The following is a 21,356-nucleotide window of genomic DNA, read 5'->3' on the forward strand; positions in this document are numbered from 1 at the left end:
GCCCATGCGGCGATGCAGCCGGTAAAATAGCGCCCTGCTTTGCTTTCCCCACCTTGAACGACGACCGACTTACTATGCTGCGAATTAACGAACTCAAACTCCCGCTCGACCATGCCGAGGCCGACCTGCGCCAGGCCCTCCTCGCGCGCCTGGGCATTGCCGGCGCCGACTTGCTCGGGTTTAGTGTGTTCAAGCGCAGCTACGACGCGCGCAAGCGCAGCGCCATCGTGCTGATCTATGCGATCGATGCCGAGGTGCGCGACCAGGCCGGCGTGCTGGCCCGCCTCCAGCACGACGCCCACATCCTGCCCGCGCCCGACACCAGCTACACCTTCGTGGCCGGCGGCGAGCAGTTGCAGGGGCACGACCGCAACGAGCGCCCGGTGGTCATCGGCACCGGCCCGTGCGGCCTGTTCGCGGCGCTGATCCTGGCCCAGATGGGCCTGCGCCCGCTGATCCTCGAACGCGGCAAGGTGGTGCGCGAGCGCACTGTCGACACCTTCGGCTTCTGGCGCAAGCGCGAGCTCAATCCGGAATCGAACGTGCAATACGGCGAAGGCGGGGCCGGTACCTTCTCCGACGGCAAGCTGTACAGCCAGATCAAGGACCCCAAGCATTACGGGCGCAAGGTGCTGACCGAGTTCGTCAAGGCCGGCGCGCCGGACGAAATCATGTACGTGAGCAAACCGCACATCGGCACTTTCCGCCTGGTCAAGATGGTCGAACAGATGCGCGAAAACATCATCGCGCTGGGCGGCGAATACCGCTTCGAGAGCAAGGTGAGCGATATCGAGGTCGAAGGCGAGGGAGACGCGCGCCAGATCCGCGGCGTGACCCTGGCCAGCGGCGAGCACATTCCCACGCGCCACGTGGTGCTGGCCATCGGCCACAGCGCGCGCGACACCTTCGAGATGCTCTACGAGCGCGGCGTGTATATTGAGGCGAAGCCGTTTTCGGTGGGTTTTCGGGTCGAGCACCCGCAGTCGTTGATCGACGCCTGCCGCTTCGGCCCGAACGCCGGCAACAAGATCCTCGGCGCGGCCGACTATAAACTGGTGCATCACGCCGCCAACGGGCGCTCGGTATACAGCTTCTGCATGTGCCCGGGCGGCACGGTGGTGGCGGCGGCCTCGGAGCCGGGGCGCGTGGTCACCAATGGCATGAGCCAGTACTCGCGCAACGAGCGCAATGCCAACAGCGCCATCGTGGTGGGCATTACGCCGGCCGACTATCCGGGCCATCCGCTGGCCGGCATCGCCCTGCAGCGCCAACTGGAAGAAGGCGCGTTCGCGCTCGGCGGCGGCACCTACGATGCGCCGGGACAGTTGATGGGCGACTTCGTCAAGGGGCGCGCGTCGACCGCCTTTGGCTCGGTGGTGCCCTCGTTCAAGCCGGCGGTGCATTTGACGGACCTGGCCACCGCCCTGCCCGACTACGCGATCGTCGCCATGCGCGAAGCCTTTCCGGCGTTCGACAAGCAGATTCGCGGCTACTACCAGGAAGATGCGGTGCTGACCGGCGTGGAAACGCGCACCTCGTCGCCGATCCGCATCAAGCGGCGCGACGATAACCTGCAAAGCCTGAACACGCGCGGCCTGTTCCCGGCCGGCGAAGGCGCCGGCTACGCTGGCGGGATTTTGTCGGCGGCGGTGGATGGCATCAAGGTGGCGGAAGCGGTGGCCTTGTCGATGGCCGCCTGAATATCAGGGACGGTGCGGTGCAAGCAGGCAAGCGCACCTGCCGCCGCCGACGGCCGCCGCGAGCATTAAACATACGGCGCGGCATCCGGCCTGATCAATGGCCTGCCGCAAAACACCTCCAGCCGATGGATGATATCGGCCGTTTCACGATCGTTCAGGCCGAGGCCGAAGTTGATGCGCCCGCAGGTCGTTTCAATGATCAAGCGCTGCCCCTCGAATCCCCAGCCGTATAAATTCGCGCTCCTGGCCACATACAGCGGCGGCGCCGCTGCGGTCACCGACACGATCTCCTCGCGCGCCAACGACAGCGACTCCGACAAGAACAGATTACGCCAGATCGCATACAACAACAACAGGAGCATCGCGAGGCCGCCAAACCAACCCTCCACCGAGGTGGGCGAAGGGCGTAGCGCATCGTTGACCAATAAGGCGGCCAAGCCGAGCGCCATGAGCGGGCACATCACCGAGGGGAGGATGCGTCGCGGCGGCGGTGAGGTAATCTCTATCCAGTTCATGCGCGTCTTTTAGCAGGCAGGGGCGGCGTCGGCGCTGCGGCTACAGCCAGCCCGACTTCCTGAACCGGTAATACAGGTAGAAACACACGCTGATCATCACGCACAGCGCCGCCAGGTAACCGAAATGCCATTTCAGCTCCGGCATGAATTCGAAGTTCATCCCCCACACGCCAGCGAATGCGGTAAACACCGCGAAGATCGCGGCCCATGCGGCCAGCCGTTTATTGACTTCGCCATCGTCGATCGCCACCATCGACAGATTGACCTGGATCGCCGTGCCGATGGTGTCGCGGATGGTGTCGAGCGAGGCGTTGATGCGTTGCAGATGATCGTGCACGTCGCGGAAGTATTCCTGGGTGTCGCGGCAGAACGAGGGCACGCGCCCGCCATGCAGCTTGCCGATGGCGTCGAGCAGCGGCGTGACCGCGTGGCGCAAGGTCAGCACCTTGCGTTTGAGTTCATACAGGCGCTCGATGTTGTCGCGCTGCGAGCCGCGGATAAAAATGCGGTCCTCGATCGTTTCGAGTTCGGATTCGAGCGCGTCGACCACCGGAAAGTAACGGTCGACCACCGCGTCCATCAGCGCGTACAGCACGAACGAGGATCCCTTGGCCAGCAGGTGCGGCTCGCGTTCGGCGCGCGCGCGCACGCCGAGGAAACCGCGCATGACGTTGTTGCGCACCGAGAGCACGTAATTTTCGCCGACGAACATGGCCACCTGGCCCACGCTCAGTTCATCGCCATCGGTTTCCACCGTCTGCACCACCACGAACAGCGAGTCGCCGTACTCCTCGATCTTGGGACGCTGGTGGCCGCGCAGCGCGTCTTCCACCGCCAGTTCGTGCAGGCCGAATTCGTGCTGCATGATGGCCAGTTCGTCCGGCTGGGCGTCCTTCAGGGCCACCCACACGAAGCAGTCGGGTTTTTGAATGTAGTCGCTGATGGCTTCGACGGAAATGTCGGACAGCTTTTTGCCTTCCTGGTAGGCGACGCAGTTGATCAGCATGATGGTTCCAACGATAAATTGGACAGAAGCTTACACCATGCGGCGGTTGCGCGGATACGGCGCCGAGGGATGCATTTTCAGCCGCCATTAGCCGGCGAACCGTCCCCCCCGCGCAGGCGGGGGTCCAAGTTCGCAGCACATCCCGCGACTGAGCCTTCAACTTGGGCCCCCGCCTGCGCGGGGGCGACGCTGCTGCGGTGATATCAGCGCCCCCTGCCCTACTCGTCCTTGGCGCCGTCGATCCCCAGTTCGGCGATCTTGCGCGTGATGGTGTTGCGCCCGATCCCGAGGCGCACCGCCGCATCGTTCTTGCGCCCGTGCGTGTGCTTGAGCGCCGTCTTGATCAGGGCCGACTCGAACTGCCGTCCCAGCACGTCCATCACTTCCGACTGCCCGGCGGCCAGCATGCCGGCCGCTTGCAGCTCCAGCAAACCGATCCAGCCGCCCGCCGCGTCCAGCGCCGCCATGCCGGCGCCGCCGCCCACCATGCCGGCCTGGCCGCTGGCGTGCAGCGCAGCGCCCTCGCCCGGCGCCAGCGGCAGCGCCGCGTCGGCCGCGCCGTCCTGCGTCAGTTCGAACGGCATGTCCTTGACTTCCACCGTCTGGCCGGGCGCCATCACGGTGATCCAGTTGCACAGGTTTTCCAGCTGGCGCACATTGCCCGGCAAATCCAGCCCGGTGAGGAACTGCATCGCCGGCTCGCTCATGCGCTTGGCCTCGACCCCGAGCTGGCGCGCGCTCTGCACCAGGAAGTGGCGCACCAAAAGGGGGATATCCTCGCGCCGCTCCCGCAAACTGGGCAGGCGCAGGCGGATCACGTTCAGGCGGTGATACAAGTCTTCGCGAAACAGGCCGTCGCGCACGCGCTGTTCCAGGTTCTGGTGGGTCGCCGTGATCACGCGCACATTGGCCTTCATCGGCTGGTGCCCGCCGACACGGTAGAAGTGACCGTCCGAGAGCACCCGCAGCAAGCGGGTTTGCAGGTCGAACGGCATGTCGCCGATTTCATCCAGGAACAGGGTGCCGTTTTCGGCCTGCTCGAAGCGCCCGCGGCGCGTGGTCTGCGCGCCCGTGAAAGCGCCGCGTTCGTGGCCGAACAGTTCGGATTCGAGCAAGTCCTTCGGGATCGCCGCGGTGTTCAGGGCGATGAAGGGCTGCTGCGCGCGCGGGCTGTGCTTGTGCAGCGCGCGCGCCACCAGTTCCTTGCCGGTGCCCGATTCGCCCGTGATCAGCACCGTCACGTTCGATTGCGACAAGCGCCCGATGGCGCGGAACACTTCCTGCATGGCCGGCGCCTGGCCCAGGATTTCGGGGGTTTCGGTGGGACCCGATTCGACGCTGGTCTCGCGCAGGCTTTCTTCCAGCGCGCGCCGGATCAGTTCGACCGCCTTGTCGATGTCGAACGGCTTGGCCAAGTATTCGAACGCCCCGCCCTGGAAGGCGGCGACGGCCGAATCGAGGTCGGAAAAGGCGGTGATGATAATGACCGGCAGGCCGGGATAGCTGGTCTTGACCGTTTGCAGCAGGTCCAGCCCCGACTCGCCCGGCATGCGGATGTCGGACACCAGCACTTGCGGCGTATCGAATTCGAGCGCGGCCATCGCATCGCGCGCGTTCGAAAAGCTTTTGGTGGCGAGGTTCTCGCGTGCCAGTGCTTTTTCAAGCACCCAGCGGATGGAGGCGTCGTCGTCGACTATCCAGATTGGTTTCATGTGTTCGCGCTTCCCCGCAATATGGATCTTCAATTGATGGGACCCGGACGACAAGGCTGATGCGCGGCTTATGGCAGCGGCAACAGTATCCTGAAATCCGTAAATCCAGGCCGGCTTTCGCACTCGATCACACCCATGTGCTGCTGCACGAAGGTCTGCGCCAGTGTCAGCCCCAGGCCGCTGCCGCCCTCCCGTCCCGATACCAAGGGATAGAAGATGCGGTCGCGGATCTGCGGCGGGATGCCCGGTCCATTGTCGATGATATGCAAGTCTAATGCCAGCCCGTAGCGCACCTTGGCCAGGGTCACCTGGCGCGCCACGCGGGTCTTGAAAACCAGCTGGGCGTCGCCCGCCACAATCTGCTCCGACAACGCTTGCGCCGCATTGTGGGCGATATTGAGCACGGTCTGGATCAGCTGTTCCTTGTCGCCCCTGAACTCGGGAATCGAGGCGTCGTAGTCGCGCCGGATGGAGAGGCCGGCCGGGAACTCGGCCAGCATCAGGCTGCGCACGCGCTCGAGCACTTCGTGGATATTGACGTCGCCGACGATGTGCGGACGGCGGTGCGGCGCCAGCAGGCGGTCGACCAGGGTTTGCAGGCGGTCCGCTTCCTTGATGATCACCTGGGTGTACTCGCGCAGTTGGGTCAGGTGACGCGCCGGCAGTTCGAGTTCGAGCAGTTGCGCCGCGCCGCGGATGCCGCCCAGCGGGTTCTTGATCTCGTGCGCCAGGTTGCGCACCAGTTCCTTGTTGACCTGGCTCTGGTCGAGGATGCGCTCTTCGCGGTCGAGTTTGAGTTGCTGGACGTTCTCGCGCAGCTCGATCACGATGCCCCACTCGCCGGCTTCGCTGACGATGCTGTGCACATGCAGCGGCTCGCGCCCGCTGCGCTCCAGGGTCAGGTCCTGGCGCAGGTCGGCGTATTTATGGGCCAGCGCCTGCTCGCACAGCTTGATCAACTCCTCGGCATTGAGGAACAGCGTGTTCAGTTGCTGGCGTTGCAGGGCGCGCAGCGAGCTTTCGAGCAGGTTCTCGCAGGCGGCGTTGGCGAAGGTGATGGCGCCGCCGGCATCGACCAGCAGCACGGCCGACGCCAGCAGGTCGAGGCCGGCCAGGCCGTCGCGCCGTGGCGCGGCTACAGTCATGGGAGCTCGCAAAACCGTAGCGAGCGGCGCAAGTTTCGTCCGAGAAGCGGAGCCGTACGAAGGTACGGTGAGCATCGCAGGACTTTCGTGTCCCGGACGAAAATTGCGCCGCGCAGTAGGTTTGGCGAGGCTCCCATCATTTGATGTTCGAGATTTCGCGGCGCAGCGCTTCGACATTCTTTTCGGCGCGCGCGACGTTTTCCGCCATTTGCTTGACCCGCTCTTCGTACTTGGCGTAGTTCTTCTCGTTGCCCTGGCGTTCAGGCTCGCCCTTGTTGTATTCGCGTTTGAGTTCGGCCAGCTTCTTCTCTTCGGCGCGCAGTTCCTGGTTGAGGATTTCGCGCCGGTCGGCGTCGCGCGCGCGCTGCTCGCTGCCGCCCACCTTGGGAAAATCGGTCGGCGTGGTCACCGGCTTGGCCGGCCCGGTATTCTTGCGCGCGGACGGCGCCGGGATATTGTTCGGCACGTCGAGCTGCTTGCAGCCGCTCTTGGGGTTGTCGGTCAACTCTTTTTTGCCATTGGCGTCGACGCACAAATAGATGTCGGCCCGGGCCAGCGGTTGCACGCCCAGGCCGGCGAGCAGCGCCAGCGCCAGTAAAGGCAACTTTGGCGAGCGCAGCGGGCGGAGCAGGCGAATCCGGGACATCCTCGTTATCATAAGCATCAGCGTTGTTTCACGGAATTCCGTGGAGTAATTAGATTCAACCGAATATACAACATCCAATGAAAAACGCGAGGAAAGCCGTGGCCTTCCTCGCGTTTTTATACCGTAGAGATACGTTTTGATGTCTCTACGGCCACAGGTGCTGCAAGTTGGCAATGCTTGCCAACAAAAAACAATTACAGCGAATAGTACATGTCGAACTCAGCCGGGTGCGTGGTCATGCGCATGCGTTGCACGTCCTGCATTTTGAGTTCGATGTAGGCATCGATCATGCTGTCGCTGAAAACGCCGCCGCGGGTCAGGAACTCGCGGTCCTTGTTCAGGTTATCCAGGGCTTCTTCCAGCGAAGCGCACACGGTCGGGATCAGCGCGTCTTCTTCCGGCGGCAGGTGGTACAGGTCTTTCGACGCCGCTTCGCCCGGATGGATCTTGTTGGCGATACCGTCCAGGCCCGCCATCAGCAGCGCGGCGAAGCACAGGTACACGTTTGCCAGTGGATCCGGGAAGCGGGTCTCGATGCGGCGGCCTTTTGGATTGGCCACGTGCGGAATACGGATCGAGGCCGAACGGTTCTTGGCCGAGTAAGCCAGCTTGACCGGCGCTTCGTAGCCAGGCACGAGGCGCTTGTACGAGTTGGTGCCCGGATTGGTGATCGCGTTCAGTGCCTTGGCGTGCTTGATGATGCCGCCGATGTAGAACAGCGCATCTTCCGACAGGCCCGCATAGCCGTCGCCGGCGAACAGGTTTTTGCCGTCTTTCCAGATCGACTGGTGCACGTGCATGCCCGAGCCATTGTCGCCAACGATCGGTTTCGGCATGAAGGTGGCGGTCTTGCCATAGCTGTGGGCCACGTTCCAGACCACGTATTTCAGGTTCTGGGTCCAGTCGGCGCGCTCGACCAGGGTCGAGAAGCGGGTGCCGATTTCATTCTGGCCGGCGCCGGCCACTTCGTGGTGGTGCACTTCGACCGGGATGCCCAGTTCTTCGAGGATCAGGCACATTTCGGAGCGCATGTCCTGGAACGAATCGACCGGTGGCACCGGGAAGTAGCCGCCCTTGACGGTTGGACGGTGGCCGCTGTTGCCGCCTTCGGTCTTGGCGTCGGTCGCCCACGACGATTCATCCGAATCGATCTTGACGAAGCAGCCCGACATGTCGATCTTCCAGCGCACGCTGTCGAAGATGAAAAATTCCGGCTCAGGGCCGAAGTAGGCGGTGTCGCCGATGCCGGTCGACTTGAGGTAGGCTTCGGCGCGCTTGGCGATCGAACGCGGATCGCGGTCGTAGCCCTTGCCGTCGGCCGGTTCGATGACGTCGCACTGCATGAACAGCGTGACTTCTTCCATGAACGGGTCGATGTTGGCGGTGTTCGGGTCTGGCATGAGCAGCATGTCGGACGCTTCGATGCCCTTCCAGCCGGCGATCGACGAGCCGTCGAAAGCGTGGCCCGATTCAAATTTGTCGAGATCGAAGTGCGATACGGGAACCGTTACGTGCTGCTCTTTGCCGCGCGTATCGGCGAAGCGAAAGTCCACAAAGCGAACGTGCTTCTCTTTAACCATTTCCAAGACTTCTGCGGCCGTCATTGCCATGCGTATCTCTCCTAATATAAATGGGGGGTTGCCGCCCGGGCGGCAAAACTTACAGGAATCATAGCAGAAAGCGTGCCAGCCAGACCACATAGGCCAAAGGCAATAGCAGCGTTGAAAATGCTGCCAAATGGCACTAAACTTCTGGGTCCCTGTTGGCGGCGTGCCCGTGGCGCCCGGCTGCGCTCGCACTGCATTGGTGCAAAGACTGCCGATTGCACCAGTTTGATGCGCCATGCACCGAAAAGGGAAATATGCCGCGCCATGGTGCGCCGCTCATATAATAATCGCAAACTTCACCGAGGAATACGCCATGAGTAACGTCGAGACCCTGCTTACCGCCGCCCGCACCCGCGCGCCGGGCGAACCGTATGCCGGAGCGGTGACGCCGCAGGAAGCCTGGGAACTGCTGCAAAGCGAAGCGCGCGTGCGCCTGGTCGACGTGCGCACCGACGCCGAGCGCGCCTGGGTCGGCAAGGTCGCCATTCCGGCGCAGCAGCACTGCGCGGTGCAGTGGAGCGTGTGGCCGGAAGGGGTGCCCAATCCCGATTTTGTGCAGCAGTTGCAAGCGGTGGCGCAGAAGGATGAAGTGCTACTGTTTTTGTGCCGCTCGGGCGTGCGGTCGCGCCACGCGGCCAGGGTCGCGACCGAAAACGGCTATGCGCACGCCTTCGATATCCTGGAAGGTTTCGAGGGCGACAAGGATGCGGACGGGCACCGCAAGAGCGTGGGCGGGTGGTGCAAGGCGGGCTTGCCGTGGATGGGGGCCTGAAGCGCGCATAAGTTCATGGCCCGGCGCGGCCGATCAAGCGCCTTTTTGCAGGCAAGCGAACAATTTTTCTGTCAGGCGGCAATCTTAAGACTGAGCTCAACCTCAACTTTTTGGTTGCCGTTCTCCAGCAATTCCTTCTTCCCCTCGTTGGCCATTTGAGTCAGGATTCCCCTGACCTCCGCATTGGCAAAGCGCTTGAGTGCTTCTCGCATCAAGGGCTGGTAACCGATTCCGTGAATTTTCGCGATGAGCTTGAATTGCTCGATCAAATCTTTCGGTATGCGAATAGAAATGGCTTGCAAACCGAGCGAATCGTCCAGTTCACGTTCCGCACCAACAGGGACCCGTTGAACGAACCTTTCATCGTTACCCAACTGACCGCTATCCCAAGCCTCTGTCGTATCGTCAATTTTGTCCATGTCGGCCACTTTGCAACTCCTTCAAGGTTTCGCATACTTGTTGTAGATACGGCATATTTCTTCTGTGGCTTCATAGGCTGATTTCAGCTCTACGCCATCTCTGACAGGTACAAACATTATTTTCAGCATCCGGTTTTGATCGGTTTTGGCCACGAACCAGTTTGTGAGCGGGTCGGTCAAGTGATGGGCTCGAGTATCCACACAGAGACCGCCCTCCCTATTCATAAAGCACTGCGCGATTTCGTCTGCGGTGATCTTGCGCTCTCCAATTTTGGCGAGGACACTCTGACTGATACGTATCGGCACCTGAGGTCCCTCCTTGTATATACAGCGACGGCAAAAGCTCGACAGTACAACCGTTCTGCTGTCGAAGCTTGAGGTACGTCAACGAGTCAGCAAAGGGATTTTGCCCCATTTAGTCATCGACTCGGTGGAGGGTCGGACATGCCAGAGCGCGTATATACAAGGCCTGTTTTGGCTATAGTACTATAGGTCTGCAGCGTGTGCGCTTGCGGGTGCGGGCGCCGCGGATTGACCTGAACGCCCAACACATCAGTAAGCCATCTTGCCGGGTACCGTCACCGTGATGTCCGTGCCCGCACCGGCTTTGCTGCTGATATCGAGCACAGCGCCGATGCCGCCGGCACGCTCGCGCATGCCCACCAGCCCCCAATGGCCGGGGCGCTGGCCGGTCGCGGCGACAATGTCATCGAGTCCGCGCCCGTTGTCGCGAATGCGCACAAGGAACGCACTGGCGCTGTAAGTCAGTTCGAGGTCGATCCGCGTGGCGTCGGCATAGCGTGACGCATTGAACAGCGCTTCGCGCGCGATCGCGTAGACTTCCGCATGCACGTCCGGGCGCAACTTGACCGGCTTGCCATTGACCTGCATGTCGAACGCGTGCGGCCAGTATTCGGCCAGCCCCTGGCCGAACTGTCCCAACGTCTGTTCCAGCACCTCGTCCGAAGATGGGGTGCGCAAGCCCATGATCTGGTCTCGCCCTTCCGCCAGCAATTGCTCCGCCAGATTGAGCGTCTGGTCCAGGCGCGTGCGCTCCTGCGTGCCCTCTTCCACCTTGCGGCTGTGGGCGTCGAAGGACATCAGCAGCGCCTGCACGCTTTGCAGCAAGGTGTCGTGCAAGGCGCGCGCGACGCGCGTTCGTTCCGCCAGCCGTTCCTGCGAGCGCTCCTGCATGCGCTGCGTAAGGTAGCGAATGCGCAGGGCATAGGCGGCATACAACAGCACTACGCCAAGCGCCGCCGCCAGCAGTTTGAACCAGCCGCTTTGCACGAACGTCGGGGGAATCTCGATGTCCACCGTGGCGCCCACGCTATTCCACACATTGTCCTCATTCGATCCGATGACCTCGAAGCGATATGTGCCCGGCGCCAGGTTGGTGTAATACGCCTGGCGACGCCCGATCGCTTCCTGCCACATGCGCTCGAACCCAAGCAGCCGGTAGCGCAGGCGCACACGCTCGGGAATCGACAAACTCAGTGCGGTGAAGTCGATCTGCAGAGTGCGCGCCCCTTGCGGCAGGGTGGGCACGCGCCCATCGGCAAGCGGGTAACGCACGCCGTCGGCCATCACACCGGTGACGTGTACCGGCGGCGCCAGCCGGTTGCGCAGGATGTTGGCCGGATCGATGGTGCCCACCGATCCCGCGGTGGCGTACCACAGCACGCCGTCCTGCGCGCGTTTCAGCGATGGCACTGGCCGCAATTGCGGCGCGTGGCCCTGCATGCCGTCCTGCGCATCGAAGCGCTCGAACGCCACCGCGCTGCGCGGGTCCTTCAACCATCCATGCAGGTCGGCGGCGGCGATGCGATACAGGCCGTCGGCGCCGTGCAGCCACAGGTCGCCGCCGGGCTCGCGGATGATGCCCGACACGCCCCGAAACTGCTCGTTGCGTTCGCCGTGCAAGGCGCTGAAGCGTCCATCGCGATACAGCGCAACGCCGTTTTCGCCGCCCGCCCACATGCTCTTCCCGTCGGGATGGAGCGACAGGATCGTACCGAGTTTCAGCCCCTGGTCCGCGCCAAGCTGGCGTACGGCGCCGTCGCCGACGATGCTGACCTGGCTGCGCAGATGCCCCATCCAGACATTGCCGTCGGCATCAACCGCCATCGACGTCGTCAAGAGATCGGGAACGCCTCCCGGCTTGGTCCACGCACCCTCGGCCAGCTTGTACACACCTTTGCCAGCCGAGAACGAGACCCACAGCGCGCCGTGACGGTCCTGCTGCATGGCGTGCACGCGCAATCCCGCCAGTTCGCCAGGAAAGGGGAACGTGGTCAGCACGGCGTCGCGATCGCGCCGCTGCACGCCCGCCATCCCGCCCAGCCACAGCACGCCGTCGGGGGACGTGTAGCTGGCGGTCAGCTGGCCCGGCACTTCGCGGCTGATGCGCCCTTCGCGGCCGAAACGCCACAGGTCCCCGGCATAGTCGCCCACCCACATCCCGCCCGACGGCCCGCTCACCAGCGCGGGAGACTCCAGTTGCCGGGCCAGGGGCACGGTGCGCAGGCGATTCGGGCGCAGCCGGTCCATCCCGCGCTGCGTGCCGATCCAGAGATTGCCTTCCCGGTCTTCGAACCGTGTGCTCGGGAGCGGGCCGCTGATGCCGTTTTCCTTCGACAGGCGCTGGTCCGGCAGGTTCGGGGCCAGCCTGCGTTCCAGTCCATCGGGATGCATCATCCACATGGTTTCGTGGCGGTCGAAGTACATCCCGTAGCCTTCCAGTTCAGGCCCGGCCGGCTCGCCGGCGGCAGGCGCTGTCGCGCGAACGCGGTAGTAACCCTGCTTGAAATCGTTACCCCAGATGGTGCCGTCGGGCGCCTCGCACAGCCACACCAGCGCCACGTGCGGCCATGCGCGCGTGAAGCGGGTCTCGCCCCGCTTGCGAAACCAGGCGCCCGTGTTGGTGCCGACCCAGGTGGTGCCGTCGCGGGCGAACAGAATCTGGAACACGCCAAGGGCCGGCAGCCCGGAGTCGGGGCCAAGGTAGCGGAAACGGGACTCGCCAGGCGCCAGCACCGCCACGCCGTCGCGCATGGCCGCCCATATCGCCCCATCGGGCGCCGCTTCGATGTGCATCACGCCGACCGGTTGCAAGCCGCCGCCTTCCGCATAGGTATGCGCGCCACCCTGCCTGAACACCGACACGCCGCCGACACGGTAGCCGATCCAGAGCGCGCCGTCGGGCGTGGTGGCCAGCGCCATGATATTGCTGGACTCGAGCCGATGGCCATGGACGGTGTCGGTGCGCTCGAAGCGCACGCCGTCGAAGCGGTACAAGCCGGTCGGCGTCGCGATCCAGAGCCAGCCGTCGGGGCCTTGCGCAAATTTGGTCACGCCTGTCGGCGCGCCATCGAGCTCGGTCCAGGCCGTGTGGGTGTAGTCGGTGAGTAAAGGCCGGGGAGCGGCCGCGTCAGCGCATTGACAGCCGGCAGCCAGCACCAGCAGACACCAGGCCCTCCATGCGCGCAAGATCATCGGTGGGCCGCTATTTGGCCGGTGCGATCGCGCTATCGGCGTTTTTTACCCGCTGCCGCACAAAATTGATGTGGCTGCGCAGTCCGTACAAGCCATCTGCAAACGCCAGCGGAATCGAAATCTGGTTTACCATTTCTTCGATTTCATCGAGGCGCTTCAACAGGCCCGCGCACACTTGCGCGCGTTGCGGCCCTTGCGCCGCTTCCAGCTCCTGCTCCACCGTGCGCAGCTGCCCGTACCAGCGGTACACGCGCGAGCGGATGCGCCATACGTACAAGGGCGGCACCACTTTTGACAGCGGCAGCACCAGGGCGGCCAGCGCCACCACCACGACCCACATGCGGTCGAAAAAATTGGCCAGCCAGAAGCTCATGTAGTGCTGCAGCAGCGGCGCGCCATCCTTGTAGAACTTGGCCGCTTCGCGCGCCACGGGAATTTCGGTGTAGCGCGCCGACGGGAACTGCCCCTGCTGCTGGAACCAGCCGGTGCCGCCATGGATCTCGCTGGCCGCCTGCACATACAGGTCGATCAGCGCCGGATGCAGATCCTCGCGCGCCACCAGGGTCGCGGTGGGGGCGATCAGATGGTAATCCTGGGCGGGGATGTCGCGCCCGACGTCGACAATCCCGCGCGGCAGCACCACGTGCGAGACGAACGGCAAGCGCCGCGAATAGGCCTCGGCCTGGGAAAAATCGAACAGCTTGAAGCCCGGCGTTTGCAGCAGCATCTGCACCAGCGGCGCGTCCGGACCGGAGCTGAAGACCAGGCCATCGATGCGCCCTTCCAGCAGTTCCACCGTGCCCGGCGTGTTCTCCAGCGCGCCGATGGTCAGGTCGCCTGGTTCGACGCCGTTGAGCGCCAGCACCTGGCGAAACAGCTTCGGCACGCCGCTGCCTTCCGGTCCGAGGTTGATTTTCAGGCCCTTGAGCCCGGTGAGCTGGGTCACGTGGGCGTCTTCGCGCAGGAACAGCCAGACCGGTTCGGTGAACAGGCTGCCGATCGAGACCAGTCCCTTGCGCTGGGCTTCGGCCTGCTCGGTCGATCCGCTCTGGACAAAGGCGATATCGACCTTGCCTTCATTGAGGTGCTGCAGGTTGTCCTGCGAGCCGAGGGAGCGCTGCAGGGTGACCTTGATGCCATGCTTGCCTAGTTTGGCCGCGTATTTTTTGCCGAATTCTTCGTAGGCGCTGTTTTCCTGGCCGGTGCCGAGCGTGACGCTGCGCGGCGGCGAAGGATCGACCAGCAGGTAGGCGAGCGCGCACAGGGCGACGATGGTGAGGACGGTGGGACCGGCGGTGGCAACCAGGTCGCGAAACGAGAACTGGGTAAACTTCCGGATTTTGGACATCGCACGTTGCAAAGGTTTCATGGTTCGGTACGATGCCAACAATCGCACAAACATGCAAGGGCAATCATTTCGGGGCGGGGTCGGCTCCGAGCAACAGAGGGAACATGCCCAGGATATTCCACAGCGACAGGATCGAAGCACCCGCCGGCGCCCAAATCTTTACGCCGGCAGGGCCAACATGCAAATATTGCGAATACAGTTTGGTCGATTGCGGGTGGGTACCCTCGACTGGCTCGAGTTTGATCTGCTTTTTAATGCAGTCGAGCTTAATGCTGCTGGCTTTCTTGCCGTTCCAGGAGATGATTTCCCGGTTCGTCAGCAAGGTCCACAGGCTGCCATCGGACCAGAACAGCAAGACCGGATCGCCCACGCACTGCGCCTGCGCGCATACCTGTGTGCGCCGATCGGCATCGATATCGGCGACAAGATGACAGTTTCCTCCGATCATACCGTTCTTGCGGGCCTTCCAGAGAATCCGGCTGGTATAAAAGTCATTCACTGGGCACGCTCACACCTCGCTGTTATTTACCTACACATTTACCGGTCCATTTTCATATAAATTTGCCGATACATTTACCGATACATTTACATATACCGTTAACCTAAAAACCGTCTTTCCCGCGAAGGCGGGAATCCAATTTTGTCGAGCCGCCTGTGGCTGGGGCACGAACTTGGATTCCCGCCTTCGCGGGAAAGACGGTTTTTAGTGTAACGCTATAACGCTGCCGGTTTTTAGCTTACGGCTCCATGTCAAATGATCTTGAATTGCCGCCGCGATCAACGCACGCACTGCTTGGCAGTGCCATCCGTCGGCGGCTCGATCATCGGCATCAGGGTCGGCGCCAGCACCGTGAGCAACTGCACTGGCAAGGCACTGGTAAAGTCGTAGTCGGCCGACGACGGTCCGTGCACATACGCCGTCATGCTGCCGAAAAAGCGCTCGCCGATGTTGAAGACGAACGTCGCCGAACGATTCACGTAACGCGATTCGATCAACCGCCCGCCAGCGCCATACACCTCGAAGCGCTGGTCGCCGGTACCGGTCTTGCCGCCCACGGCGATGATGCTGCCGTCCGCCATCTTGAAGGCCGTCTTGACCCGCTTGGCGGTACCGTCCGACACCACGCCCCGAATCGCATCAGCCACCGCGCGCGCCACTTCCGGCGACAGGATTTGCTCGCCCGGCGCGCTCTTGGCCTGCTTGACCAGGGTTTCGTACGGCGTACTTTCGGCAAAATGCAGCGAGTCGATGCGCTGCACCGGTTTGCGCACGCCCTTGTTGACGATAATGCCCATCATCTCGGCCAACGCCGCCGGGCGGTCGGCCGACGCGCCCAGGGTCGTCGCATACGACGGCACCAGCGAATCGAAGGGATAACCCATCTTCTTCCACTGCGCGTGGATCTTCAAGAACGCTTCGACTTCCAGCAAGCCGGCGATGCGGCGGTCCTGCGCGTGCTTGCGGTGCGTGTTGAACAGCCAGGCATACACTTCCTGGCGCTGCTTGACGCTGGCCCCGATCATGTCCGAGTAAGTCGCGGTCGGATTGGCGCGGAAGTAACCGACCAGCCACAGTTCGAGCGGGTGGATCGAGGCCAGGTAGCCGCGGTCGGCCAGCGACATGTTGGCCGGGGCGTACTGGTCGTACATGCGGGCGATGCGATCTTCCGGCACTTCGTTGGCCGAGACCAGGTTGTCCTTCACAAAAGCCGAGAACTGGGCCAGGGTGGCGTTCGGGGCGATCGTGCGGTGCACGTTGGCCAGCCGGGTCGGGGTCGGACGGAAGCTGGCCAGCAGCACTTTTTCGGCGTCGGCCGCGTTCTTGCCCTTGTACTTGTTATAGAAGCGGCCGAGGAACTCGCGCCCCTCGCGGTCGGCGAAGCGGGCCAGGTATTCGGCGCGGCGCGGATCGTCGGCGTCGGCCAGCAGCGCGGCCGAGGAACCGGGCAGCTGGAACATGTAGTAGCGCACCACGTCGCGCATCAGGCGCACGAACACCAGGTTGGTCGAGCTGCGCAAGGCCTGGCGCACGCTCATGACGCGCGAATTATCGAGCTTGCTGAAGTTGCCGAAGGTGTGCATGCCGCCGCCGGTGAAGAAGCCTTCGCCCGGGTTGCCCGAGTACTGGCGTTCGATCGCCGCTTCCAGCATGGCCGGCAGGTCGCGCGCGGCATTCGCCGGTAGCGTCAAAAAGTATTCGATCGCCCATTGCGACAGGCGGTCCTTGGGATCGACCACCACCTTGCGCAGCTCGGCGGCGCTCATGCCGTTGTAGCGCTGGTACAGCTGGTCGATGATGTCCATGTAGGTCACCAGGGTGCGCAGCTTGGCGGTGGAGCCCAGATCGAGCTTGGCGCCTTCGTTGATGTCGAGCGGCTGGTCGTAGTTATCGGTCTGCACGCGCAGGTAGTTGGCTTTTTCGCCGCGTTCCATCAGCGTGAAGCTGTACACCACGTTGGCCGGGTCGCCGTTGCCCAGCATGCCCTTGCCGGTCAGGCCGGCCTCGCGCGCCGAGTCGGCGTCGCGCAGTTTGCGCAGCATGGCGGTGACGGCTTTTTGCGCTTCCGAGTCGAGCGTGCTGACCACCGACAGGTCGAGGCGGTCCACGTTGTACAGGCGCGGGTCGCCCAGCAAACCGGCCAGGTGCGTGCGCACGGCGTTCGAGGCTTTGCGCGACACGAAGGCATTGGCCGCCGGCGGCGCCACGCCGGAACCCTTGGCCGGTTCCAGCTTGACCGCCAGCGCGGCGTCGCGCAACTGGGTCGTGATCACGCCGGCCTGGGCCAGCACGCGCAGGTGGGTGTTGGTCAGGTTTTCGAGGTCGTTGGCGCCGGCGCCCAGGTAGTGGGCCGGACGGCGCTGGGCGATCATCAGCGACAGCGCCTGTTTGTACACCAGCGCGGCGTCGGGCGAATGCGGCTCGTCTTTGAGCAGCTTGTTCATGGCCGCGAAATCGCGTCCGTACCAGACCCACATGCCGTCGCCGATGCCGTTGACTTCACCGTAGCCGAGTTTGGCCGACAGCGGCACCGTGTTCAGGTAATCGATGACGATCTGGCGCCGCGCTTTAGTGGTGTCTTCGCCGTACTGGTAGGCGCGCAGGGTGGCGGAGACCATCTGGCGCGCTTTTTCCGACAAGGAGCTGGTGCGTCCATCCGGCGAATGGCGGTATTTTTCGATCTGGGTGGCCAGCGTACTGCCGCCGGCCGAGCGTTTGTCGCCGCCGCTGAACACGTGCAGCGACTTGTCGAAGACGGCCTTGCTGAAGCGGTCCCACTCGACCGCCGGATTGCGTTTCGGGTAGGTCGGGTCGAGCAGTTCGCGGTTTTCGATGAACAGCAGGCTTTTGACCAGCGAGGATGGCGCGTCGTCGAACTTCTCGTAGAAACGCTCCGGGTAGCGCGCCAAAAACAGCGGCTCGCCGCGGCAGTCGAGGATTTCGAGGCCGACCTTGGTTTTTTCGCGGTAGGTGGCGAACAGGCCCTGGTCGGCCAGTTCGACCATCTTGGGCGACAGGCGCGCCTGCGAATCGATCATGAAGTCGCGCGCCTTGAGCTTGGCCAGGTACTCGGGCATGTTGGCGTAGCCGAGCCGCTCGTCGTACGGGCTGTCGTGCGGGAAGCGGATGTTGGTGCTCGGGCCTTTTTCGACCTTGTAGTTGATCTTCTTGGCGATGCCGGCGAAGTACTTGGCCTGCATCGCCGAGGTGCGCACTTCGTCGAGCAGCCACCAGACGCCGGCGCCCAGCAGGACCAGTAACAGCAACCACAGGACCAGCTTGATGCGGCTGCGGCGGCGCGGAGGGGTGCCTTGCGGCTCGGTGGCGTGTTCGGAATCGGGCAAGGTAGCGCTGTCGGTATCGGAAGTGAGCAAGGTGTCGGTATCGGTATCGGTGGGCGTGGCGGCGGCGCTGGCGGCGTCGCCGGACACGAGGGACAGGTGGGAATGCGGCGCCGCCGTGCCGTCGTCCGGCGCGGGCGGCACCTGGCCGAGTTGGATCATTGCCGCACGGGCGCGCAATTTGCGCACTGCGCTGGCGACGATGCGGGGCCGTCGAGAACGACGATTACTTTCCATGATGGCTCAACCGGTTCAAATCAATCGTACCTGCAATCACCGCATCAACCTTCGCCATCGTGCAACGGGTCGCTTCGTGTGATCGGGTGGTCAATCGCATTCCTGAAATATTTAAAATGTCACGCATTCAATTCTCACTCGAATCTCACGCAAGAGTCATGCGCAAACGAGTGCTGCACGGTCACCATTCCACCACATCGGGTGACCGTGGCGAAGGCATGTTCAAGAAAACTTGATCTGGTCGATTGTTTTTCGCAAAAAAACAACGGCTCAGCGCGCCGCGCAAAAGCGCTGCCGCAAAACGCGTCACATGCCGGTCACACTATGGCCCGCACGGAGCGAACTCGATCCGCATGGCGGCCAGCTGCGCGCACATGTCGGCGAAGGCCGTCGCGGTCAGCGCCGGCTCGCCCTTGACGCCCAGTTCGATATGGCTGCGCGTGAGCGCGTCGCCCACGCTCGGCAGGCTGAATACCTTGACCGGGGCGTAACGCGCTTCGAGTTCTTCCATCAGCGGATTGAGGGTCGACTCCATCGAGCCGTACACCAGCACCGACTGTTCGCTGTGCGGCTGGCGGTTGAACAGGTGGCTGTAGCGGTTGTCGAGCACCCAGGCGATCATCGGCCAGGCCATCACCGGAAAGCCCGGCACGAAGTGGTGGGTGCCGACCGTGAAACCGGCGATCTTGTTGTAGGCGTTGGGGATCAGCGAGGCCCCTTCGGGGAACTCGGCCATTTTGAGGCGGTGCAGGTTTTCCGGGGAACCGAGGTCGACTTCCTGGCCCGCTTCGCGCGCCATGTCGCCGATGCGCTCTTCAATGTTGAGCCGTCCCTGCGGGTGCAAGACCAAGGGCACGCCGAGCGCGCTGGCGGCGCACTGGCGCGTGTGGTCGTCCGGGGTGGCGCCGATGCCGCCGCAGGAGAACACGATGTCGCCGCTGGCCATGGTGCGCTCGAGGGTGGCGCTGATGCGCGCCGGATCATCGCCCAGGTACTCGGCCCAGTCCAGCTTGAGGCCGCGCTCGGCCAGCAGCTCTAGCACTTTGGGAAAGTGCTGGTCGCGCCGCTTGCCCGACAAAATTTCGTCGCCGATGATGATCAAACCGATTGCCATGTGATTCTCCGTTGTTGCTAACGCTGTTGCAAACGCTATTGTAAAAGTCGTCAGTGTGCCATGAAAGACTCAGGCCGGTGGCGGCGTGTCCGCCTCGACCGGGACGGCAGCGCCGGCCAGCGGCGGGGCCTGGGACGCGCGCAGGTCGGCCAGGGCCTGCATGCAGTAGTACTGGAACCAGAGCGCGGTAAAGACGAAGATGAGCACATACAGCCAGATCGAGATGGCCGCCAGGAACGGGAACAGCACGAACGACATCACCGCGCCGCCGAGCCAGACGATGCCCGGCAACGCGCCGATAAAGCCGGAAACGATGCCGATAAAGGTCAGTTGCGCGCGGTGGCGGCGCCGGATGGCCTTCATTTCGTCGGCGCTGGCGTAGTCTTCCAGGGCGTCGTAGACCATCACGCGCGTGGTCAGGGCGCCCCACAACACCACCTGCACCAGCACCGCCACCGGCGGCACGATGTACAGCGGCAGGGTCGCGATCCAGACCACCACGAACAGCAGCGAGGTGCTGATGTTGATCGCCAGGCCGGCCATGAAGCTGCCTTCGTTCTTGGCTTCGAGCGTGCTGAAATGGCGCGTCGCGACGTGGCGCGTGATCGGCGGCATGGCGGCCACGCCCATGAAGATCAGGGAGGTGGCGATCATCAGCGGCAGCAGGAGCAGCATGGCGATCAGCGGCACGATCATGGTTTTTACAGCGCTCATGCCGAATGTGCCGAGCATGCCGCTGGTGGTCTTGAACCAGTCGTGGTCCTGGAACAGGGCCTGGACGTAGTCGAGCAGCGGCTGGAAGCCGAAGGCCAGCAGGACGGCCCACAGCAGCACCGACAGCACGAAGGGAATCACCGTCAGCAGCAGCATCTTGGGATTGGCCTGCGAGACGAGGGCGCGGCGGTAGGCGGTGGCGACGGGGCGCCAGGGAGTCTTGGTCATGGAAAGCGGTGGATGATAGTCAAAAAGTCTACGCAGTGTAGCGTGCTTTGGACGCTTGCGGGGGTGGCGTCAATAGCGCTTCGGCACGGCATGCACTACAATCGCCAATCACATCGATCTACTAAGGAAAACCATGTCCACTATTACTACCGAATCGGGCCTCCAGTACGAAGACACCACCGTTGGCGAGGGCGCACAGGCGCAAGCCGGCCAGCGCGTCACCGTTCATTACACCGGCTGGCTGCGCAACGACGACGGCACTGCCGGCGCCAAGTTCGACTCCAGCAAGGACCGCAACGACCCGTTCAAGTTTTCGCTGGGCGCCGGCGAAGTGATCAAGGGCTGGGACGAAGGCGTGCAGGGCATGAAAGTCGGCGGCGCGCGTCGCCTGACGATTCCGGCCAGCCTCGGTTACGGCGCGCGCGGCGCGGGCGGCGGCACGATTCCGCCGAACGCCACGCTCATTTTCGACGTCGAACTGCTGAAGGTTTAAGCATGTCGACGGGCGCCCTGCGCTACGCGCTGGCGCTGCTGGTGGTGGCCGCCTCGAGCGGCTGCGCCGTCGTTGCGGTGACCGGCGCGGTGGTTGGCGCCGGCGTGGCGGTCGGCTCGGCGGCGGTTGGCGCCGGGGTCGCGGTGACCAAGGGCGCGGTCAAGGTGGCCACCTACCCGTTCCGCGACAGCGATGAGGAAAAGGCGGCCAAGGCGAAGGCCGAGGCCGAGGGCAGGAACTAGCCTGAATTTTGCATAAAAAGGGGCAAGAATGCCGTAAGTGATTGATAAAATGTGAGTTATCTAGAAACACAGTTATCAACAAAAACGCCACCTTGCCCGACATGAATTCTACCTCAGAGCAGC

General features: G+C 63.3%; 18 protein-coding genes. 4 read left to right on the forward strand and 14 right to left on the reverse strand.

Features of this window, described 5'->3' with window-relative positions; genetic code table 11:
- The first annotated feature begins 74 nt into the window (after nt 1-74).
- Nucleotides 75-1,700, forward strand: a complete 1,626-nt coding sequence (locus F0185_RS26965; RefSeq protein ID WP_167229898.1) for an NAD(P)/FAD-dependent oxidoreductase — start codon at nt 75-77, stop codon at nt 1,698-1,700.
- Nucleotides 1,701-1,765: 65 nt separating this feature from the next.
- Here the strand turns inward: F0185_RS26965 and F0185_RS26970 are convergent, their stop codons facing one another.
- The 6 genes from F0185_RS26970 to glnA form a co-directional block, all read right to left on the reverse strand.
- Complete coding sequence (locus F0185_RS26970; RefSeq protein ID WP_167229901.1) at nt 1,766-2,215, reverse strand: hypothetical protein; 450 nt, start codon at nt 2,213-2,215, stop codon at nt 1,766-1,768.
- Nucleotides 2,216-2,255: 40 nt separating this feature from the next.
- A complete protein-coding gene (corA, locus tag F0185_RS26975) occupies nt 2,256-3,221 on the reverse strand; it encodes a magnesium/cobalt transporter CorA (RefSeq protein ID WP_167229904.1) in 966 nt (321 codons plus the stop codon).
- Between the two features lie 218 nt (nt 3,222-3,439).
- Entirely contained in the window at nt 3,440-4,933 is a 1,494-nt protein-coding gene (gene ntrC / locus F0185_RS26980) for a nitrogen regulation protein NR(I) (protein ID WP_167229909.1), read from the reverse strand.
- Between the two features lie 68 nt (nt 4,934-5,001).
- Nucleotides 5,002-6,078, reverse strand: a complete 1,077-nt coding sequence (gene glnL / locus F0185_RS26985; RefSeq protein WP_167229912.1) for a nitrogen regulation protein NR(II) — start codon at nt 6,076-6,078, stop codon at nt 5,002-5,004.
- 136 nt (nt 6,079-6,214) lie between these two features.
- Nucleotides 6,215-6,724 (reverse strand): DUF4124 domain-containing protein, encoded by a 510-nt coding sequence (locus tag F0185_RS26990; RefSeq protein ID WP_167229915.1) that lies wholly within the window; start codon nt 6,722-6,724, stop codon nt 6,215-6,217.
- Nucleotides 6,725-6,918: 194 nt separating this feature from the next.
- Complete coding sequence (gene glnA / locus F0185_RS26995; protein WP_167229918.1) at nt 6,919-8,334, reverse strand: type I glutamate--ammonia ligase; 1,416 nt, start codon at nt 8,332-8,334, stop codon at nt 6,919-6,921.
- A 310-nt stretch (nt 8,335-8,644) separates the two neighbouring features.
- On the opposite strand from glnA, the gene F0185_RS27000 reads away from it, so the two are divergent.
- Nucleotides 8,645-9,103, forward strand: coding sequence for a rhodanese-like domain-containing protein (locus F0185_RS27000; protein WP_167229921.1), 459 nt, complete (start codon nt 8,645-8,647; stop codon nt 9,101-9,103).
- A gap of 71 nt (nt 9,104-9,174) precedes the next feature.
- Here F0185_RS27000 and F0185_RS27005 read toward each other — a convergent pair whose 3' ends face one another.
- The 8 genes from F0185_RS27005 to F0185_RS27040 form a co-directional block, all read right to left on the reverse strand.
- Nucleotides 9,175-9,522, reverse strand: coding sequence for a hypothetical protein (locus F0185_RS27005; RefSeq protein WP_370664074.1), 348 nt, complete (start codon nt 9,520-9,522; stop codon nt 9,175-9,177).
- Nucleotides 9,523-9,543: 21 nt separating this feature from the next.
- A complete protein-coding gene (locus F0185_RS27010; protein WP_167229929.1) occupies nt 9,544-9,828 on the reverse strand; it encodes an ADP-ribosyl-(dinitrogen reductase) hydrolase in 285 nt (94 codons plus the stop codon).
- Between the two features lie 246 nt (nt 9,829-10,074).
- The gene (locus F0185_RS27015) at nt 10,075-13,017 is read right to left on the reverse strand and encodes a sensor histidine kinase (RefSeq protein WP_167229932.1); all 2,943 of its coding nucleotides are present in this window, start codon (nt 13,015-13,017) and stop codon (nt 10,075-10,077) included.
- Nucleotides 13,018-13,027: 10 nt separating this feature from the next.
- Nucleotides 13,028-14,365, reverse strand: a complete 1,338-nt coding sequence (locus F0185_RS27020) for a TAXI family TRAP transporter solute-binding subunit (protein WP_167229933.1) — start codon at nt 14,363-14,365, stop codon at nt 13,028-13,030.
- Nucleotides 14,366-14,429: 64 nt separating this feature from the next.
- Nucleotides 14,430-14,864, reverse strand: a complete 435-nt coding sequence (locus F0185_RS27025; protein WP_167229936.1) for a hypothetical protein — start codon at nt 14,862-14,864, stop codon at nt 14,430-14,432.
- Nucleotides 14,865-15,142: 278 nt separating this feature from the next.
- Complete coding sequence (locus F0185_RS27030; RefSeq protein ID WP_229477208.1) at nt 15,143-18,367, reverse strand: transglycosylase domain-containing protein; 3,225 nt, start codon at nt 18,365-18,367, stop codon at nt 15,143-15,145.
- A 397-nt stretch (nt 18,368-18,764) separates the two neighbouring features.
- The gene (locus F0185_RS27035; RefSeq protein ID WP_167229939.1) at nt 18,765-19,556 is read right to left on the reverse strand and encodes a competence/damage-inducible protein A; all 792 of its coding nucleotides are present in this window, start codon (nt 19,554-19,556) and stop codon (nt 18,765-18,767) included.
- Nucleotides 19,557-19,625: 69 nt separating this feature from the next.
- Entirely contained in the window at nt 19,626-20,498 is an 873-nt protein-coding gene (locus F0185_RS27040; RefSeq protein WP_167229942.1) for an EI24 domain-containing protein, read from the reverse strand.
- 133 nt (nt 20,499-20,631) lie between these two features.
- Between F0185_RS27040 and F0185_RS27045 the strand changes: the two genes are divergently transcribed.
- Both F0185_RS27045 and F0185_RS27050 read left to right on the forward strand, forming a co-directional pair.
- Nucleotides 20,632-20,991 (forward strand): FKBP-type peptidyl-prolyl cis-trans isomerase, encoded by a 360-nt coding sequence (locus tag F0185_RS27045; RefSeq protein WP_167229945.1) that lies wholly within the window; start codon nt 20,632-20,634, stop codon nt 20,989-20,991.
- Between the two features lie 2 nt (nt 20,992-20,993).
- Nucleotides 20,994-21,233: a hypothetical protein gene (locus F0185_RS27050; protein WP_167229948.1), complete on the forward strand. Its 240-nt coding sequence runs from the start codon at nt 20,994-20,996 to the stop codon at nt 21,231-21,233.
- The last annotated feature ends 123 nt before the right edge of the window (nt 21,234-21,356 follow it).

It is taken from the genome of Massilia rubra (assembly GCF_011682065.1).
Classification (GTDB): Bacteria; Pseudomonadota; Gammaproteobacteria; order Burkholderiales; family Burkholderiaceae_D; genus Telluria_A; species Telluria_A rubra.

What these genes read in the sequence shown, in the direction of transcription:
- F0185_RS27030 (WP_229477208.1), bottom strand. Translation starts at nt 18,367, where the DNA reads ATGATCCAACTCGGCCAGGTGCCGCCCGCGCCGGACGACGGCACGGCG.
- F0185_RS27040 (WP_167229942.1), bottom strand. Translation starts at nt 20,498, where the DNA reads ATGACCAAGACTCCCTGGCGCCCCGTCGCCACCGCCTACCGCCGCGCC.
- F0185_RS27000 (WP_167229921.1), top strand. Translation starts at nt 8,645, where the DNA reads ATGAGTAACGTCGAGACCCTGCTTACCGCCGCCCGCACCCGCGCGCCG.
- glnA (WP_167229918.1), bottom strand. Translation starts at nt 8,334, where the DNA reads ATGGCAATGACGGCCGCAGAAGTCTTGGAAATGGTTAAAGAGAAGCAC.
- F0185_RS27035 (WP_167229939.1), bottom strand. Translation starts at nt 19,556, where the DNA reads ATGGCAATCGGTTTGATCATCATCGGCGACGAAATTTTGTCGGGCAAG.
- F0185_RS27045 (WP_167229945.1), top strand. Translation starts at nt 20,632, where the DNA reads ATGTCCACTATTACTACCGAATCGGGCCTCCAGTACGAAGACACCACC.
- F0185_RS27005 (WP_370664074.1), bottom strand. Translation starts at nt 9,522, where the DNA reads ATGGACAAAATTGACGATACGACAGAGGCTTGGGATAGCGGTCAGTTG.
- F0185_RS27020 (WP_167229933.1), bottom strand. Translation starts at nt 14,365, where the DNA reads ATGTCCAAAATCCGGAAGTTTACCCAGTTCTCGTTTCGCGACCTGGTT.
- F0185_RS27015 (WP_167229932.1), bottom strand. Translation starts at nt 13,017, where the DNA reads ATGATCTTGCGCGCATGGAGGGCCTGGTGTCTGCTGGTGCTGGCTGCC.
- ntrC (WP_167229909.1), bottom strand. Translation starts at nt 4,933, where the DNA reads ATGAAACCAATCTGGATAGTCGACGACGACGCCTCCATCCGCTGGGTG.
- F0185_RS26990 (WP_167229915.1), bottom strand. Translation starts at nt 6,724, where the DNA reads ATGTCCCGGATTCGCCTGCTCCGCCCGCTGCGCTCGCCAAAGTTGCCT.
- glnL (WP_167229912.1), bottom strand. Translation starts at nt 6,078, where the DNA reads ATGACTGTAGCCGCGCCACGGCGCGACGGCCTGGCCGGCCTCGACCTG.
- F0185_RS26970 (WP_167229901.1), bottom strand. Translation starts at nt 2,215, where the DNA reads ATGAACTGGATAGAGATTACCTCACCGCCGCCGCGACGCATCCTCCCC.
- F0185_RS27050 (WP_167229948.1), top strand. Translation starts at nt 20,994, where the DNA reads ATGTCGACGGGCGCCCTGCGCTACGCGCTGGCGCTGCTGGTGGTGGCC.
- F0185_RS26965 (WP_167229898.1), top strand. Translation starts at nt 75, where the DNA reads ATGCTGCGAATTAACGAACTCAAACTCCCGCTCGACCATGCCGAGGCC.
- corA (WP_167229904.1), bottom strand. Translation starts at nt 3,221, where the DNA reads ATGCTGATCAACTGCGTCGCCTACCAGGAAGGCAAAAAGCTGTCCGAC.